The 14,833-nt window shown below is 71.1% G+C and carries 13 protein-coding genes and 1 riboswitch; of the genes, 11 read left to right on the plus strand and 2 right to left on the minus strand.

The features are described from left to right. Positions 1-220 precede the first annotated feature (220 nt). From ADL08_RS31125 to ADL08_RS31170, 10 genes are all read left to right on the plus strand, one after another. Positions 221-829, plus strand: a complete 609-nt coding sequence (locus ADL08_RS31125) for a CDP-alcohol phosphatidyltransferase family protein (protein WP_053648908.1) — start codon at positions 221-223, stop codon at positions 827-829. 116 nt (positions 830-945) lie between these two features. Beyond that, entirely contained in the window at positions 946-3,441 is a 2,496-nt protein-coding gene (locus ADL08_RS31130) for a mannose-1-phosphate guanyltransferase (RefSeq protein ID WP_053648910.1), read from the plus strand. A gap of 101 nt (positions 3,442-3,542) precedes the next feature. Beyond that, on the plus strand, positions 3,543-4,469 hold the full coding sequence (locus ADL08_RS31135) for a DUF881 domain-containing protein (RefSeq protein WP_053648912.1): 927 nt from the start codon (positions 3,543-3,545) through the stop codon (positions 4,467-4,469). Next, positions 4,466-4,798 carry a small basic family protein gene (locus tag ADL08_RS31140; RefSeq protein WP_015032176.1) on the plus strand — a complete coding sequence of 111 codons (333 nt, stop codon included), beginning with the start codon at positions 4,466-4,468 and terminating at the stop codon, positions 4,796-4,798. The genes ADL08_RS31135 and ADL08_RS31140 overlap by 4 nt, the downstream gene beginning before the upstream one ends. A gap of 206 nt (positions 4,799-5,004) precedes the next feature. Next, positions 5,005-5,907, plus strand: coding sequence for a DUF881 domain-containing protein (locus ADL08_RS31145; RefSeq protein WP_107092035.1), 903 nt, complete (start codon positions 5,005-5,007; stop codon positions 5,905-5,907). Positions 5,908-5,989: 82 nt separating this feature from the next. After that, a complete protein-coding gene (locus ADL08_RS36135) occupies positions 5,990-6,931 on the plus strand; it encodes an FHA domain-containing protein (protein WP_078968226.1) in 942 nt (313 codons plus the stop codon). Positions 6,932-6,962: 31 nt separating this feature from the next. Beyond that, positions 6,963-7,706: a MerR family transcriptional regulator gene (locus ADL08_RS31155; RefSeq protein ID WP_053648916.1), complete on the plus strand. Its 744-nt coding sequence runs from the start codon at positions 6,963-6,965 to the stop codon at positions 7,704-7,706. A 53-nt stretch (positions 7,707-7,759) separates the two neighbouring features. Further along, a complete protein-coding gene (locus tag ADL08_RS31160; RefSeq protein WP_017238433.1) occupies positions 7,760-8,233 on the plus strand; it encodes a bifunctional nuclease family protein in 474 nt (157 codons plus the stop codon). Positions 8,234-8,425: 192 nt separating this feature from the next. Then, entirely contained in the window at positions 8,426-9,043 is a 618-nt protein-coding gene (locus tag ADL08_RS31165) for a MerR family transcriptional regulator (RefSeq protein WP_199837127.1), read from the plus strand. Positions 9,044-9,113: 70 nt separating this feature from the next. Continuing rightward, positions 9,114-10,580 carry a DNA polymerase IV gene (locus tag ADL08_RS31170; RefSeq protein ID WP_053648922.1) on the plus strand — a complete coding sequence of 489 codons (1,467 nt, stop codon included), beginning with the start codon at positions 9,114-9,116 and terminating at the stop codon, positions 10,578-10,580. 85 nt (positions 10,581-10,665) lie between these two features. Here the strand turns inward: ADL08_RS31170 and ADL08_RS31175 are convergent, their stop codons facing one another. Next, entirely contained in the window at positions 10,666-11,040 is a 375-nt protein-coding gene (locus ADL08_RS31175) for a PRC-barrel domain-containing protein (RefSeq protein WP_053648925.1), read from the minus strand. 112 nt (positions 11,041-11,152) lie between these two features. Next, positions 11,153-11,252, plus strand: a riboswitch (glycine riboswitch). Positions 11,253-11,430: 178 nt separating this feature from the next. On the opposite strand from ADL08_RS31175, the gene gcvP reads away from it, so the two are divergent. Further along, positions 11,431-14,316 (plus strand): aminomethyl-transferring glycine dehydrogenase, encoded by a 2,886-nt coding sequence (gene gcvP / locus ADL08_RS31180; protein ID WP_053648926.1) that lies wholly within the window; start codon positions 11,431-11,433, stop codon positions 14,314-14,316. 84 nt (positions 14,317-14,400) lie between these two features. Here the strand turns inward: gcvP and ADL08_RS31185 are convergent, their stop codons facing one another. After that, entirely contained in the window at positions 14,401-14,607 is a 207-nt protein-coding gene (locus ADL08_RS31185; protein ID WP_053648929.1) for a DUF5999 family protein, read from the minus strand. Between the last annotated feature and the right edge of the window lie 226 nt (positions 14,608-14,833).

The following is a 14,833-nucleotide window of genomic DNA, read 5'->3' on the forward strand; positions in this document are numbered from 1 at the left end:
ACCCGGAAGCTAAGCCTTTCAGCGCCGATGGTACTGCAGGGGGGACCCTGTGGGAGAGTAGGACACCGCCGAACAATCATTGTGGGAAAGCCCCGCACCTCCATGGTGCGGGGCTTTTCTGCGTTCACGGTTGCCGGCGAGGCCCCTGTGCGCAGGAGTTCGGCGGCTGAAGGTAGGGTCAGGGGGCAACGTCGGCATCATCCCAGCAGGAGGCCCCCGGGTGGAGGTCCAGGAGACTCGCGTTCAGACCGACCGGGTCCTCACCATCCCCAACATTCTCAGCATGGCGCGCCTCGTCGGCGTGCCGCTGTTTCTGTGGCTGATTCTCCGCCCCGAGTTCGGCGGCCCCAAGAGTGACGGCTGGGCGCTCCTCGTCCTGGCGCTCAGTGGTATCAGCGACTACCTCGACGGAAAACTCGCCCGACGCTGGAACCAGATCAGCAGCCTCGGCCGGCTGCTCGATCCCGCCGCCGACCGTCTGTACATCCTGTCCACGCTCGTCGGCCTGACCTGGCGGGAGATCCTCCCGCTGTGGCTGACCGCCGCCCTCCTGGCGCGCGAGGCCATGCTCCTCGTCATGGTGGGAATCCTCCGACGGCACGGTTACCCGCCGCCGCAGGTCAACTTCCTCGGCAAAGCTGCGACTTTCAACCTCATGTACGCGTTCCCCTTGCTGCTTCTCAGTGACGGAACGGGCTGGCTTTCGTCACTCGCTGAAGTTTTCGGGTGGGCCTTCGCCGGATGGGGTACAACTCTGTATTGGTGGGCAGGGATCCTCTACGTGGTCCAGGTCCGTCGACTCGTGAAGACGGATACCGAGGCCGATTGAGCCCGTTCCTTCTGTGTCGAGCAGCGTCGCCGGCAACAACGAGGACGTCCGCGGGCAACTGAGCGGACAGGCGAAGTCGGCAGGACCGTCATCTCTTGAAGGAGGACGTTTCCGACATGAAGGCCGTCGTGATGGCCGGTGGCGAGGGAACCCGTCTTCGCCCCATGACCTCGAGCATGCCCAAGCCTCTTCTGCCGGTGGTGAACCGGCCGATCATGGAGCACGTCCTGCGACTGCTCAAGAGGCACGGTCTCAACGAGACCGTCGTCACCGTGCAGTTTCTCGCCTCTCTCGTCCGGAATTACTTCGGTGACGGCGAAGAGCTCGGGATGGAGCTCACCTATGCCAACGAGGAGAAACCGCTCGGTACAGCGGGAAGCGTGAAGAACGCCGAGGAAGCGCTGAAGGACGACGCCTTCCTCGTCATCTCGGGGGACGCGCTCACCGATTTCGATCTCACCGATCTCATCGCCTTCCACAAGGAGAAGGGCGCACTCGTCACGGTCTGCCTCACCCGGGTGCCGAACCCTCTGGAGTTCGGGATCACGATCGTCGACGAGGAGGGCAAGGTCGAGCGCTTCCTGGAGAAGCCGACCTGGGGCCAGGTCTTCTCGGACACCGTGAACACGGGCATCTACGTGATGGAACCCGAGGTGTTCGACTACGTCGAGGCCGACACGTCGGTCGACTGGTCGGGGGACGTGTTCCCGCAGCTCATGAAGGAGGGCAAGCCGATCTACGGCTATGTCGCCGAGGGCTACTGGGAGGACGTCGGCACGCACGAGAGCTATGTGAAGGCCCAGGCGGACGTCCTGGAGGGCAAGGTCCAGGTCGACATCGACGGCTTCGAGATCTCGCCCGGGGTCTGGGTCTCGGAAGGTGCCGAGGTGCACCCCGACGCCGTGCTGCGGGGTCCGCTCTACATCGGCGACTACGCCAAGGTGGAGGCCGGTGCCGAGATCCGCGAGCACACCGTCGTCGGCTCGAACGTGGTCGTCAAGAGCGGTGCCTTCCTGCACAAGGCCGTCGTCCACGACAACGTCTACATCGGCCAGCAGAGCAATCTGCGCGGCTGTGTGATCGGCAAGAACACCGACGTCATGCGGGCCGCCCGGATCGAGGACGGAGCCGTCATCGGGGACGAGTGCCTGGTCGGTGAGGAATCGATCGTGCAGGGCAACGTCCGGGTCTACCCGTTCAAGACGATCGAGGCCGGCGCGTTCGTCAACACCTCGGTCATCTGGGAGTCCCGGGGACAGGCCCACCTCTTCGGAGCGCGCGGGGTCTCCGGCATCCTCAACGTGGAGATCACCCCCGAGCTGGCCGTCCGCCTCGCGGGCGCGTACGCCACGACCCTGAAGAAGGGCTCGACCGTCACCACGGCCCGTGACCACTCCCGAGGCGCCCGCGCGCTGAAACGGGCGGTGATCTCGGCGCTGCAGGCCAGCGCCATCGACGTACGGGACCTGGAGAACGTACCGCTGCCGGTGGCGAGACAGCAGACCGCGCGCGGCAGTGCCGGCGGCATCATGATCCGGACCTCGCCCGGCGTGCCCGACTCCGTCGACATCATGTTCTTCGACGAGCGCGGTGCCGACCTCTCGCAGGGCGGGCAGCGCAAGCTCGACCGGGTGTTCGCGCGGCAGGAGTACCGGAGGGCCTTCCCCGGTGAGATCGGAGACCTCTCCTTCCCGGCGAGCGTCTTCGACTCGTACACCGGGTCGCTGCTGCGGAACGTCGACACCTCCGGGATCGCGGAGGCCGGTCTGAAGGTCGTCGTGGACGCCTCCAACGGCAGTGCCGGGCTCGTACTGCCCAGTCTGCTCGGACGGCTCCAGGTCGACTCGCTGACGATCAACCCCGGACTCGACGAGTCCAGGCCCACGGAGTCGGCCGAGAGCCGGCGGGCCGGGCTCGTGCGGCTCGGGGAGATCGTGGCCTCGGCGCGGGCCGCGTTCGGCGTGCGGTTCGACCCCGTCGGCGAGCGGCTGTCGCTCGTGGACGAGCGGGGCCGGATCATCGAGGACGACCGGGCGCTCCTGGTCATGCTGGACCTGGTGGCGGCCGAGCGGCGCTCCGGGCGGGTCGCGCTGCCGGTGACCACCACGCGGATCGCCGAGCAGGTCGCTGCGTACCACGGCACCCAGGTGGACTGGACGACCACCTCGCCCGACGACCTGACCCGGGTCGGCCGGGAGGAGTCGACGATCTTCGGCGGAGACGGGCGCGGCGGGTTCATCGTGCCCGAGTTCAGCAGCGTCTTCGACGGGACCGCCGCGTTCGTGCGGCTGCTCGGGCTCGTGGCGCGGACGCAGCTCACGCTGAGCCAGATCGACGCCCGGATTCCGCGGGCCCACGTCCTCAAGCGGGACATCGCGACCCCGTGGGCCGTGAAGGGGCTCGTGATGCGCAAGGTGGTCGAGGCGGCGGGCAGCCGCTCCGTCGACACCACCGACGGCGTCCGGGTGGTCGAGGCCGACGGGCGCTGGGTGATGGTGCTGCCCGACCCCGCCGAGGCCGTCACCCATCTGTGGGCGGAGGGCCCCGACGACACCTCCGCGCAGGCCCTGCTCGACGAGTGGGCCGCGGTGGTCGACAGCGCGGGCAACTGACGCGGTCGAGCCGTTCCGGTGGGGAGGTGCCCTGGGGCGCCTCCCCACCGGCGTGGAGGGCCATTCGGCGGTAGGCCGTACGACGTGCGACGATGTGCGGCATGTCGCAGCAGCCCCCCGTTCGGAGCACCGGATCACCGCCGCCGCGACCCGACGCGTCCATGTCGCTGCTGAACAACGTGATCGACCACGCCCTCGACGACGGGTACGCCGAGGCGACCGCCCGGCGCGCCGCCGAGGGCGGGGGGCTGCCCCGCAGCCTGCGGGCGAAGCTCGGCGTCGCCGCCGGCCTCCTGCTCGCGGCCGCCGTGGTGACCGTCGGCGCGGCCGAGGCGCGGGTCTCCGCGCCGGTCGTCGCCAAGGAGCGGCAGGAACTGATCGACCGGATCGAGACGGAGGCCTCGGGGGCCGACGACCTGGAACAGGACATCGAGCGGATCCGGGCCGAGGTCGGCGAGCGCCAGCGGCAGGCGCTCCAGGAGCACGGCGGCGACCAGGCCGAGCTGGTGGCGCTGCTCTCGGGCGCGACGCCGGTGCACGGCCCCGGGGTCCGGCTCGTCGTCGACGACGCCAAGGACACCGACACCGGTGGCGGCGGACCGCGGGAGAGCAGCGGTTTCTCCGACACGGGCCGGGTCCGCGACCGGGACATGCAGCGCGTGGTCAACGGGCTGTGGGAGTCGGGCGCCGAAGCGGTCGCGATCAACGGGCAGCGGCTGACGTCGCTGTCCGCGATCCGGGCCGCCGGCGACGCCATACTGGTCGACAACAAGCCGCTGGTGCCGCCGTACACCGTCCTCGCGATCGGGAACGGGCAGAAGCTGAGCACCGCGTTCCAGGACAGCGCCGACGGGCAGTACCTGCACGCGCTGGTGGAGAACTTCGGGATCAGGAGCAGCATCTCCGCCGAGGGCGACGTGCGCCTGCCGGCCGCGCCGAGCCTGACCGTACGTACCGCAGAGCCGAGGGGGGTCGGGGCGAAGCCTTCCGGCCGGGCCACGGCCGACACAGGGAAGGGCACATCGTGATCGCCGTACTGGGCCTGATCGTCGGAGTGGTGGTCGGACTGTTGGTCCGCCCCGAGGTTCCGGCGGTGGTCGAGCCCTATCTTCCGATCGCCGTGGTCGCCGCCCTCGACGCGGTCTTCGGCGGGCTGCGGGCCATGCTCGACGGGATCTTCGTCGACAAGGTCTTCGTGGTCTCCTTCCTGTCGAACGTGGTAGTGGCCGCGCTGATCGTCTTCCTCGGCGACAAGCTGGGCGTGGGCGCGCAGCTGTCGACGGGTGTGGTCGTCGTCCTCGGCATCCGGATCTTCTCCAACGCGGCCGCCATCCGGCGCCACGTCTTCCGGGCGTGAGGCCGATGAACGAGAACCCGCAGAACCCCGAGAACCCGCAGAACCCGCAGAACCCGCAGAACCCTCACGACCCGGAGAAGCCGCAGGCTCCTCGGGATCCCCGGATCCCCCAGGTCCCCCCGGAGCCCCGGGACCAGCAGCGCGCCGCGAAGCCCGAAGAGGCGCCCGCGGTGCCCGAGGACGAGAGCACCCGGGTCCTCCGGAGAGTGGAGGAGAGGCCGTCCTTCGCCCATCCCCACCAGCACCGGAAGCCTCCGCACGGGGGCGCGCCCGGCGCGGTTCCCGACGGCCCCCCGGCGCCGGAGGGCGCGGACCGGGGCGTACGGGAGCCCGAGGCGTTCCCGGCCGCCGAACCGCCGCCGGCCGCGGGCGGGTCCGCCGGGGACGAGCAGGGCGGACGGCACAGGCTCTTCTCCGCGCTGTGGCCGCCGAGGGTGACCAGGGCCCAACTCATCGTCGCGCTGCTGCTGTTCGGCCTCGGGCTCGGCCTGGCCATCCAGGTCTCCTCGACCAGCGACAACAGCGCTCTCCGGGGCGCGCGCCAGGAGGACCTGGTGCGGATCCTCGACGAACTCGACGACCGCACCCAGCGCCTGGAGGACGAGAAGGCCCGTCTGGAGAAGCAGCGTTCCGAGCTGGAGTCCAGCTCGGACCAGGCCGAGGAGGCGCGCAGGCAGACCCAGGAGAAGGAGCAGCAGCTCGGCATCCTGGCCGGCACGGTCGCCGCCGAGGGCCCCGGCATCACCCTGTCCGTCGGCGACCCCACCGGATCCGTCGAGTCGGACATGCTGCTCGACGCCATCCAGGAGCTGCGCGCGGCGGGCGCCGAGGCGATCCAGGTCAACGGTGTCCGGGTGGTGGCGGACAGTTATTTCACCGGTGGCGGTGACGACATGCGGATCGATGGAACGCAGGTGGCCGCTCCGTACGTCTTCAAGGTCATCGGCAAGCCGGAGGATCTCGAGCCCGCGCTCAACATCCCCGGCGGTGTCGTGCAGACCCTCGAGAAGGAGCAGGCCACGGCCACGGTGGAGCGGTCGGCGAAGATCGTCGTCGACGCCTTGCGACCCGCGAAGCGGCCTGACTACGCTCAGTCGTCCTCGCAGTGAGGAGGCGTACGAGGGGGGTCCCGCGACAAGGGCAGGGCCTTGCGGGGGGTCGGCGCATCACAACGGTGGTGCGTGGTGGAAACTGTCCGGAGGATACGGACGTTGTGAAGGTGTCCGGGTCGGCAGGTGTGATGGATTTCGGTTCGTCCTGCCCCACGGGCGGGTCTGTTTCGGTCAAGGGGAATCGCCCGTGAAGTTGTTTGCGAAGTTGTTCGGCAAGAGCGCACGCGAGGACGGCGGCAACGCCCGGCACCGCGCGCCGCGCCACGCCCAGAGCGAGGAGCAGGGCGGCGAGCGCCCGCTCTTCCGTGACGAGGTCGGGGGTCGGGGAGGTGACGTTCCGGGCGCGCCGGGCGCGTCCTCTGTTGACCCCGCCGGGGCCGCCCGCATAGGTTTCGGAGAACCATCGACCTCAAGTACGGGTGGAGGGTTTGCCCCCGACCCGTACGCGACACAGACCTCGGCGGGGCAGCCGCGGCAGGAGGATGCGTCCATGCCGGTGTGTACGAGGTGCGGTCACCGCAACGCGGCCGACAGTCGCTTCTGCTCCCACTGCGGCACGCCGCTGCGGGGCGGGGTCGCTCCTGAGCGCGCGTCGGAGACGACGTCGACGATCTCCATCTCCGGTCTCGAGGCCTACGACGCCGAGGTCACCGGCCAGAACGCGCTGCCCTCGCTCTCCCCGGAGGCGCTGGCGGCCGTGGAGGCGCTGCCGCTGGGGTCCGCGCTCCTCGTGGTGCGCCGGGGGCCGAACTCCGGCAGCCGGTTCCTCCTCGACGGGGAGCTGACGACGGCCGGCCGTCACCCGCAGAGTGACATCTTCCTGGACGACGTCACGGTCTCCCGGCGGCACGTCGAGTTCCGGCGGGCGCAGGACGGCAGTTTCACCGTCGCCGACGTCGGCAGCCTCAACGGCACGTACGTCAACCGGGAGCCGATCGAATCGGTCGTCCTGTCCAACGGCGACGAGGTGCAGATCGGCAAGTACCGGCTGGTCTTCTATTCGAGCCTGCGGGGCGTGTGACGCCTCGGGGAGCCCCCTTCAGGGAAGGTCCATGCTGCGAACACCGACGGGCGGTGCCGGATCCGGCACCGCCACCGCGGGCGACAGGCTGGTCAGCATCGGCACGGTGCTGAACCAGCTGCGTGACGAGTTTCCCGAAGTGACCATCTCCAAGATCCGGTTCCTGGAGGCCGAGGGGCTCGTCGAGCCCCGGCGTACGGCCTCCGGATACCGGAAGTTCAGCCCGCAGGACGTGGAGCGGCTCGCCCGGATCCTGCGGATGCAGCGGGACCACTACCTTCCGCTGAAGGTCATCCGCGAGCACCTCGACGCCCTCGCCCGGGGGGAGGAGATCAGTCTCCCGGCCCCCGGGCGCCGGCGGGACCTCCTGGAGGGACCCTGGGAGCGGGACCCGGAGCCGCCGGCCGCCGCGCGGCTCGGGCGGGCCGAGCTGCTCGCCGCCGCCGAGGTCACCGAGACCGAGCTCGCCGAGTGGGAGTCGTACGGTCTGATCGCCGAGACGGAGGGCGGCGGATACGACGCCGAGGCCGTCACCGTCGCCCGGCTCGTAGCGGATCTGGGGAGATTCGGTCTCGAGCCCCGTCACCTGCGGGCCGTGAAGGCGGCAGCCGAACGGGAGGCCGGGCTGATCGAACAGGTGGTCGCGCCGCTGCGCCGGCACCGTAATCCGCAGACCAGGGCCCATGCGGAGGCCACCGCCAAGGAGCTGGCCGCGCAGTCGGTGCGGCTGCACGCGGCCCTGATGCAGATCGCCCTGGGCATCCGGTCGCAGTGACCGGGGAGGGGCCCGACTATCCAAACCGGTCGGGCACGTCCTAGGGTTGCTGTGTGAACGAGCTCGACGTTGTGGGTGTCCGCGTGGAAATGCCCTCCAATCAGCCGATCGTGCTCCTACGTGAAGTGGGAGGCGATCGCTACCTCCCCATCTGGATCGGACCGGGGGAGGCGACCGCGATCGCCTTCGCGCAGCAGGGGATGGCCCCTCCGCGGCCGCTGACGCACGACCTGTTCAAGGACGTGCTGGAGGCCGTGGGGCAGGAACTCACCGAAGTCCGCATCACGGATCTGCGTGACGGGGTCTTCTACGCCGAGCTGGTCTTCGCCAGCGGCGTCGAGGTGAGCGCCCGGCCGTCCGACGCGATAGCGCTGGCCCTCCGGACCGGAACGCCGATCTTCGGCAGCGACGGTGTCCTGGACGACGCCGGCATCGCGATTCCGGACGAGCAGGAGGACGAGGTGGAGAAGTTCCGCGAATTCCTCGACCAGATCTCACCGGAGGATTTCGGGACCAACAGTCAGTGAGACAGGGCGGTGCGGCCGCGGGCCGTTCGCGGGGTGCTGTCAGAGCATTCGAGTAGCCTTTCCCCGAAGAGAGACACGGGAAACCACTCTCAGGGTGATTATCACTCGGCGTGCCGAGTGTGGCGATCGTTGACGCACCCCGAGTGACTGCCTACCTTCGTGTGGGCAGGTCAAGGACGGAGGGTCGGCGTGATGAGCAGCGCGGACGGTACGGCGGGCAGCTCCCTCGGACGGGTGTCCGGGGAGAACGGTCCGTATCCGCTTCACGGCAGGGTGGGCGACTTCGGTACGGACGCCGGTACGGGCGCGGCCGACGAGGTGATCGGCTACCGCGGCCCCACGGCGTGCGCGGCGGCCGGCATCACCTATCGCCAATTGGACTACTGGGCGCGCACCGGACTCGTGGAACCGAGCGTGCGGCCCGCGTACGGGTCGGGGACGCAGCGGCTCTACAGCTTCCGTGACGTCGTCGTCCTGAAGATCGTCAAGCGTTTCCTCGACACCGGGGTGGCCCTGCAGAACATCCGGGCCGCGGTGCAGCACCTGAGGGCCCGGGGCTTCAGCGACCTGGAGCGGATGACGCTCATGAGCGACGGGGCCACGGTCTACGAGTGCTCCTCGCCCGACGAGGTCGTCGACCTGCTCCAGGGCGGGCAGGGCGTCTTCGGCATCGCCGTCGGGGTGGTCTGGCGGGACGTGGAGGCGGCGCTCTCGCAGCTGCACGGGGAGCGGGTGGACACCGGAGAGACGCTCGTGGGGCACAACCCCGGCGACGAGCTGGCCCGGAGACGGCGGGACCGGGCGGTCTGAGCCGGACCGGGGCCGCCGCGGGGCGTCGCCGGTGGCGTGATTGTCAGTGGCGTGGGGGAGCATCGGAGGCGTGAGAGCCGCGCCCACGATCCTGCACCTCGACATGGATGCCTTCTTCGCCGCCGCCGAGCAGGCGGCGAAGCCCAGCCTGCGCGGAAAGCCCGTGGTCGTGGGCGGGCTCGGGCCGCGCGGAGTGGTCGCCACCGCGTCGTACGAGGCGCGCCGCTTCGGGGTCCACTCGGCGATGCCGATGGGCCAGGCGCGGCGGCTCGCGCCGAACGCGGCCTATCTCGTGCCGCGCTTCGCCTTCTACCGGTCGATCAGCGAGCAGGTCATGCGGCTGCTCGGGAGCCTCTCCCCGCTCGTGGAACCCCTCAGCCTCGACGAGGCCTTCGTGGACCTGGAGGCGGGGGGCGTGGCCGACGACACGGCGAGCGCGCGGGCCGTGGGGGAGCGGCTGCGGGCCGACATCCTCGCGACGACGGGGCTCACCGGGTCGGTGGGGCTCGCCGGGTCCAAGATGCTCGCGAAGATCGCCTCCGAGGAGGCGAAGCCGGACGGCCTCGTCCTGATGGAGCCGGGCACCGAGCGGGCGCTCCTCGGGCCGAAGTCCGTGCGGATCCTGCCCGGGGTCGGGCCGGCGACCGGGGAGCACCTGCGGCGGGCCGGGATGACGACGGTGTCCGACCTCGCGGAAGCGGGCGAGGACGAGCTCGTACGGCTCCTCGGGCGGGCGCACGGGGCCTCGCTGTACCGGATGGCCCGGGGGCACGACGACCGGCCCGTGGTGGCCGAGCGGGACGCCAAGTCCGTCTCGGTCGAGGACACCTTCGCCGTCGACCTGCACGACCGGGTACGGATCCGGGGCGAGGTCGAGCGGCTCGCGGAGCGGTGCGTGGGGCGGCTGCGGGCTTCGGGGCACTCGGGGCGGACGATCGTCCTGAAGGTGCGGAGGTTCGACTTCTCGACGCTGACCCGGTCCGAGACGCTGCGGGGGCCGACGGACGCGCTCGGGGTCGTGCGGGAGGCGGCGGGGCGGCTCCTCGACTCGGTGGACACCACGGGGGGTGTGCGGCTGCTCGGGGTGGGGGTGAGCGGGCTCGCGGACTACACGCAGGAGGATCTGTTCGCCCAGGAACAGGAGCGGGAGCGGGAAGGGGGCGCGGAGGAGCGGGCCGGCGGCGCCGAGGCCGCTCCGGTGGCGCCGGAGGCCGTGGCGGCCGCCGAGCCCGCCGAGCGGTCCTGGGCGCCCGGGCACGACGTGCGGCACGCGGTGTACGGCGCCGGGTGGGTCCAGGGGAGCGGGCTCGGCCGGGTCACGGTGCGGTTCGAGGAACCGGGGTCGGCGCCGGGGCGGGTGCGGACCTTCGCCGTGGACGATCCGGAGCTGGCGGCGGGGGAGGCGGTGCCGCTGGTGCGGGGCCCTGTGCCGGGCGAAGGCCCTTCGGCCGGCGGTGCCGCGCCTTCGCCCGCCGCGGACCGTGGGGACGCGCCCGGCCTCGCGGCCGGGACGGGTTCCCCTCCGCGCCGCCCGTGACGGCGGGCAGGAGTGCGGTCCGCCCTGTGGGGGGTTCTTGCTTCCGGCGAGCGCGAGCGGTCCCAGGGCCGGGGGGCGTGTCCGGTCAGGTGCCGTCCTGGCCCGCCAGGCGGCCGAAGTCGGTGTCCGGGTAGGCCGTGGGGGACTGGGGGAGGGCGAGGCTGTAGTGGCGGTAGAGCTGGAGCTCCTGCTCCGGGGAGAGGTGGCGGCCCACACCGAAGTCCGGGGCGTCCTTGATGAGGGCGCGTTCGAACGGAACGTGGAGGCCGTCGTCGAGCAGGTCGCTCGGCTCCAGGGGGACGAAGGCGTCCCTGCTGAACAGGCCGGTGCGGACCGCGGCCCACTCCGGGACGCCCGTCGCGTCGTCCAGGTACACCTCGTCGACGGTTCCGATCTTGTGTCCGTTCCGGTCGTACGCCTTGCGGCCGATCAGGCTGCGCGGATCGATGTCGGTCTGCACGGTCCCTCCAACTGGTCGCAACTCCTCTACCCCCTACCAAAGGGCACATCCGGGCTGTCGGCCACTTGAGCGAGGAGAGCCGCAACCGCGCTGGTAGGCTGGGTGTGGCTGTCGACCCCGTGCGGGAGAGTCCCCCGGAGAAACCTTCCGGTGGGCGCCGAAGGAGCAAATCCTCCCCGGAATCTCTCAGGCCCCTGTACCGCGCGGACGAGGTCACTCTGGAAAGCAGAGCGGATGCCCGACGGCATGCGCTCTCACCGACGGTGAAAGCCGGCGTGCCGCGAGGCGTGCCGGTGAAACTCTCAGGTTGAGATGACAGAGGGGGAGGCCGTCCGGGCACCCGCGCCGTGGTGCCCCTCGCAGGTCGTGACGACCAGGAGGCCTCCGTACATGACCGCCAACCGCATTCCGCTCTCCGAGCTCGAACAGGGCATCCCGTTCGAGCAGCGGCACATCGGGCCCGACGCCGAGGCCCGGGCCAAGATGCTCGCCCAGGTCGGTTACGGCTCGCTCGACGAGCTCACGGCCGCCGCGGTGCCGGACGTGATCAAGAACGCCGAGGCGCTGGGCCTGCCGGCCGCGCGCACCGAGGCCGAGGTGCTCGCCGAGCTGCGCGCGCTCGCCGACCGCAACCAGGTCCTCGCCCCGATGATCGGCCTCGGCTACTACGGCACCTTCACCCCGCCGGTGATCCTCCGGAACGTGATGGAGAACCCCGCCTGGTACACGGCCTACACGCCGTACCAGCCGGAGATCTCCCAGGGCCGCCTGGAGGCCCTGCTGAACTTCCAGACCATGGTCGCCGACCTGACCGGCCTGCCCACCTCCGGCGCCTCCCTGCTCGACGAGGGCACCGCCGCAGCCGAGGCCATGGCGCTGTCCCGCCGCGTCGGCAAGGTCAAGAAGGGCGTCTTCCTGATCGACGCCGACGCCCTGCCGCAGACGATCGCCGTCATCGAGACCCGCGCCGAGCCGACCGGCGTCGAGGTCGTCGTCGCCGACCTGAGCGAGGGCATCCCGGCCGAGATCGCCGAGCGCGGTGTCTTCGGCGTGCTCCTGCAGTACCCCGGTGCCTCCGGCGCGGTCCGCGACATCAAGCCGCTGGTCGACGCGGCCCACGAGCTCGGCGCGATCGTCACCGTAGCCGCCGACCTGCTCGCCCTCACCCTGCTCACCTCGCCCGGCGAGCTCGGCGCCGACATCGCCGTCGGCACCACCCAGCGCTTCGGCGTTCCGATGGGCTTCGGCGGCCCGCACGCCGGTTACATGGCCGTCCAGGACAAGCACGCCCGCTCCCTGCCCGGCCGCCTCGTGGGCGTCTCCGTCGACGCCGACGGCAACCGCGCCTACCGCCTGGCCCTCCAGACCCGCGAGCAGCACATCCGCCGCGAGAAGGCCACCAGCAACATCTGTACCGCCCAGGTGCTGCTCGCCGTCATGGCCGGCATGTACGCCGTCTACCACGGCCCCGAGGGCCTCAAGGGCATCGCGCGGCGCACCCACCGGTACGCCGCGATCCTCGCCGCCGGTCTGCGCGCCGGGGGCGTCGAGCTGACCGGGGACGTCTTCTTCGACACCCTCACCGCCCGCGTGCCCGGCAAGGCCGACGAGGTCGTCGCCGCCGCCCGCGAGGCCGGTGTCAACCTCTTCCGCGTCGACGCCGACCACGTGTCCATGTCGTGCGACGAGACCACCGGGCGCGCCCAGCTCGCCGCCGTCTGGGGCGCCTTCGGCGTCACCGCCGACGTCGAGGCCCTGGACGCCGCCACCGAGGACGCGCTGCCCGCCGGTCTGCTGCGCTCCGACGCGTACCTGACCCACCCGGTCTTCCACGCGCACCGCTCCGAGACGTCGATGCTGCGCTACCTGCGCCGCCTCGCGGACCGCGACTACGCGCTCGACCGCGGCATGATCCCGCTCGGCTCCTGCACGATGAAGCTGAACGCGACGACCGAGATGGAGTCGGTGACCTGGCCCGAGTTCGGCCAGATGCACCCGTTCGCCCCGGTCGAGCAGGCGCAGGGCTACGTCACGCTCATCACCGAGCTGGAGGAGCGTCTCGCCGAGGTCACCGGCTACGACAAGGTCTCGATCCAGCCGAACGCCGGTTCGCAGGGCGAGCTGGCCGGTCTGCTGGCCGTCCGCGCGTACCACCGCGCCAACGGCGACGAGCAGCGCACCGTCTGCCTCATCCCGTCCTCCGCGCACGGCACCAACGCCGCCTCCGCGGTGATGGCCGGCATGAAGGTCGTCGTCGTCAGGACCGCCGACGACGGCGAGGTCGACGTCGAGGACCTGCGGGCCAAGATCGCCCAGTACCGCGACGAGCTGTCCGTCCTGATGATCACCTACCCGTCCACGCACGGCGTGTTCGAGGAGCACGTCGCGGACATCTGCGCCGAGGTCCACGAGGCCGGCGGCCAGGTGTACGTCGACGGCGCCAACCTCAACGCCCTGGTCGGCCTGGCCAAGCCGGGTCACTTCGGCGGCGACGTCTCGCACCTCAACCTGCACAAGACCTTCTGCATCCCGCACGGCGGCGGCGGCCCCGGCGTCGGCCCGGTCGGCGTCCGCGCCCACCTCGCCCCGTACCTGCCGAACCACCCGCTCCAGCCCACCGCGGGCCCGGAGACCGGCGTCGGCCCGATCTCGGCCGCCCCGTGGGGCTCCGCCGGCATCCTGCCGATCTCCTGGTCGTACGTGCGCCTGATGGGCGGCGAGGGCCTCAAGCGCGCCACCCAGGTCGCGGTGCTCGCGGCGAACTACATCGCCAAGCGCCTGGAGCCGCACTTCCCGGTGCTCTACACCGGCCCGGCCGGTCTCGTCGCCCACGAGTGCATCGTGGACCTGCGGCCGCTGTCCAAGGCGACCGGCGTCACCGTCGACGACATCGCCAAGCGCCTGATCGACTACGGCTTCCACGCGCCGACGATGTCCTTCCCGGTGGCCGGCACGCTGATGATCGAGCCGACCGAGTCCGAGGACCTGGCCGAGCTGGACCGCTTCTGCGACACGATGATCGCGATCCGGGCCGAGATCGAGAAGGTCGCCGCGGGCGAGTGGCCGGCGGAGGACAACCCGCTGCGCAACGCCCCGCACACCGCGGCCGTGCTCGGCGGCGAGTGGAACCACGCGTACACGCGCGACGAGGCGGTCTTCCCGGCCGGCGTCTCGGCCGCCGACAAGTACTGGCCGCCGGTGCGCCGCATCGACGGTGCCTTCGGCGACCGGAACCTGGTCTGCTCCTGCCCGCCGCTGGACGAGTACGACCACTGACGGCCACGGCCTTCACGACCGGGGGCCGGTCCGGAGAGTCCTTCTCCGGACCGGCCCCCGGTCTCTTCCCTCGTACGGTCGTCCTCAGGCGGCGGTCGTCACCCGGCCCGCCGTGAGCGGCCGGTGCGGAGCGATGATCTGTCCGTCCGGCAGGAGTTCACCGGTGTCCTCGAAGAGCAGGACGCCGTTGCACAGCAGGCTCCAGCCCTGCTCCGGGTGGTGTGCCGTCAGTCGGGCCGCCTCCCGGTCGGCGGAGTCGGCGGTGGGACAGGCGGGCTGGTGCTGGCACATGGGTGGGTTCTTTCGCTGCGTCGTGGTGGATGTCCTGCGGCTCTGCGCGCTCATGGCCGCCCCCGTCGGTCGGTTCGGTTCCGGTCCAAGTCTTGCCCCCGGGACGGACTTCCGCAGGGATTTCGCGGCAGCTCGTCCTCTCCTGGGAGGACGCGTCACTCCCAGGGGCGGTTCAGCTCAACCACCCCGTCCCTTCGGGTGGTTCGGGATGGCCCGAGCGGGCTAG

Source organism: Streptomyces sp. NRRL F-6492, assembly GCF_001280125.1.
Taxonomy (GTDB): Bacteria; Actinomycetota; Actinomycetes; order Streptomycetales; family Streptomycetaceae; genus Streptomyces.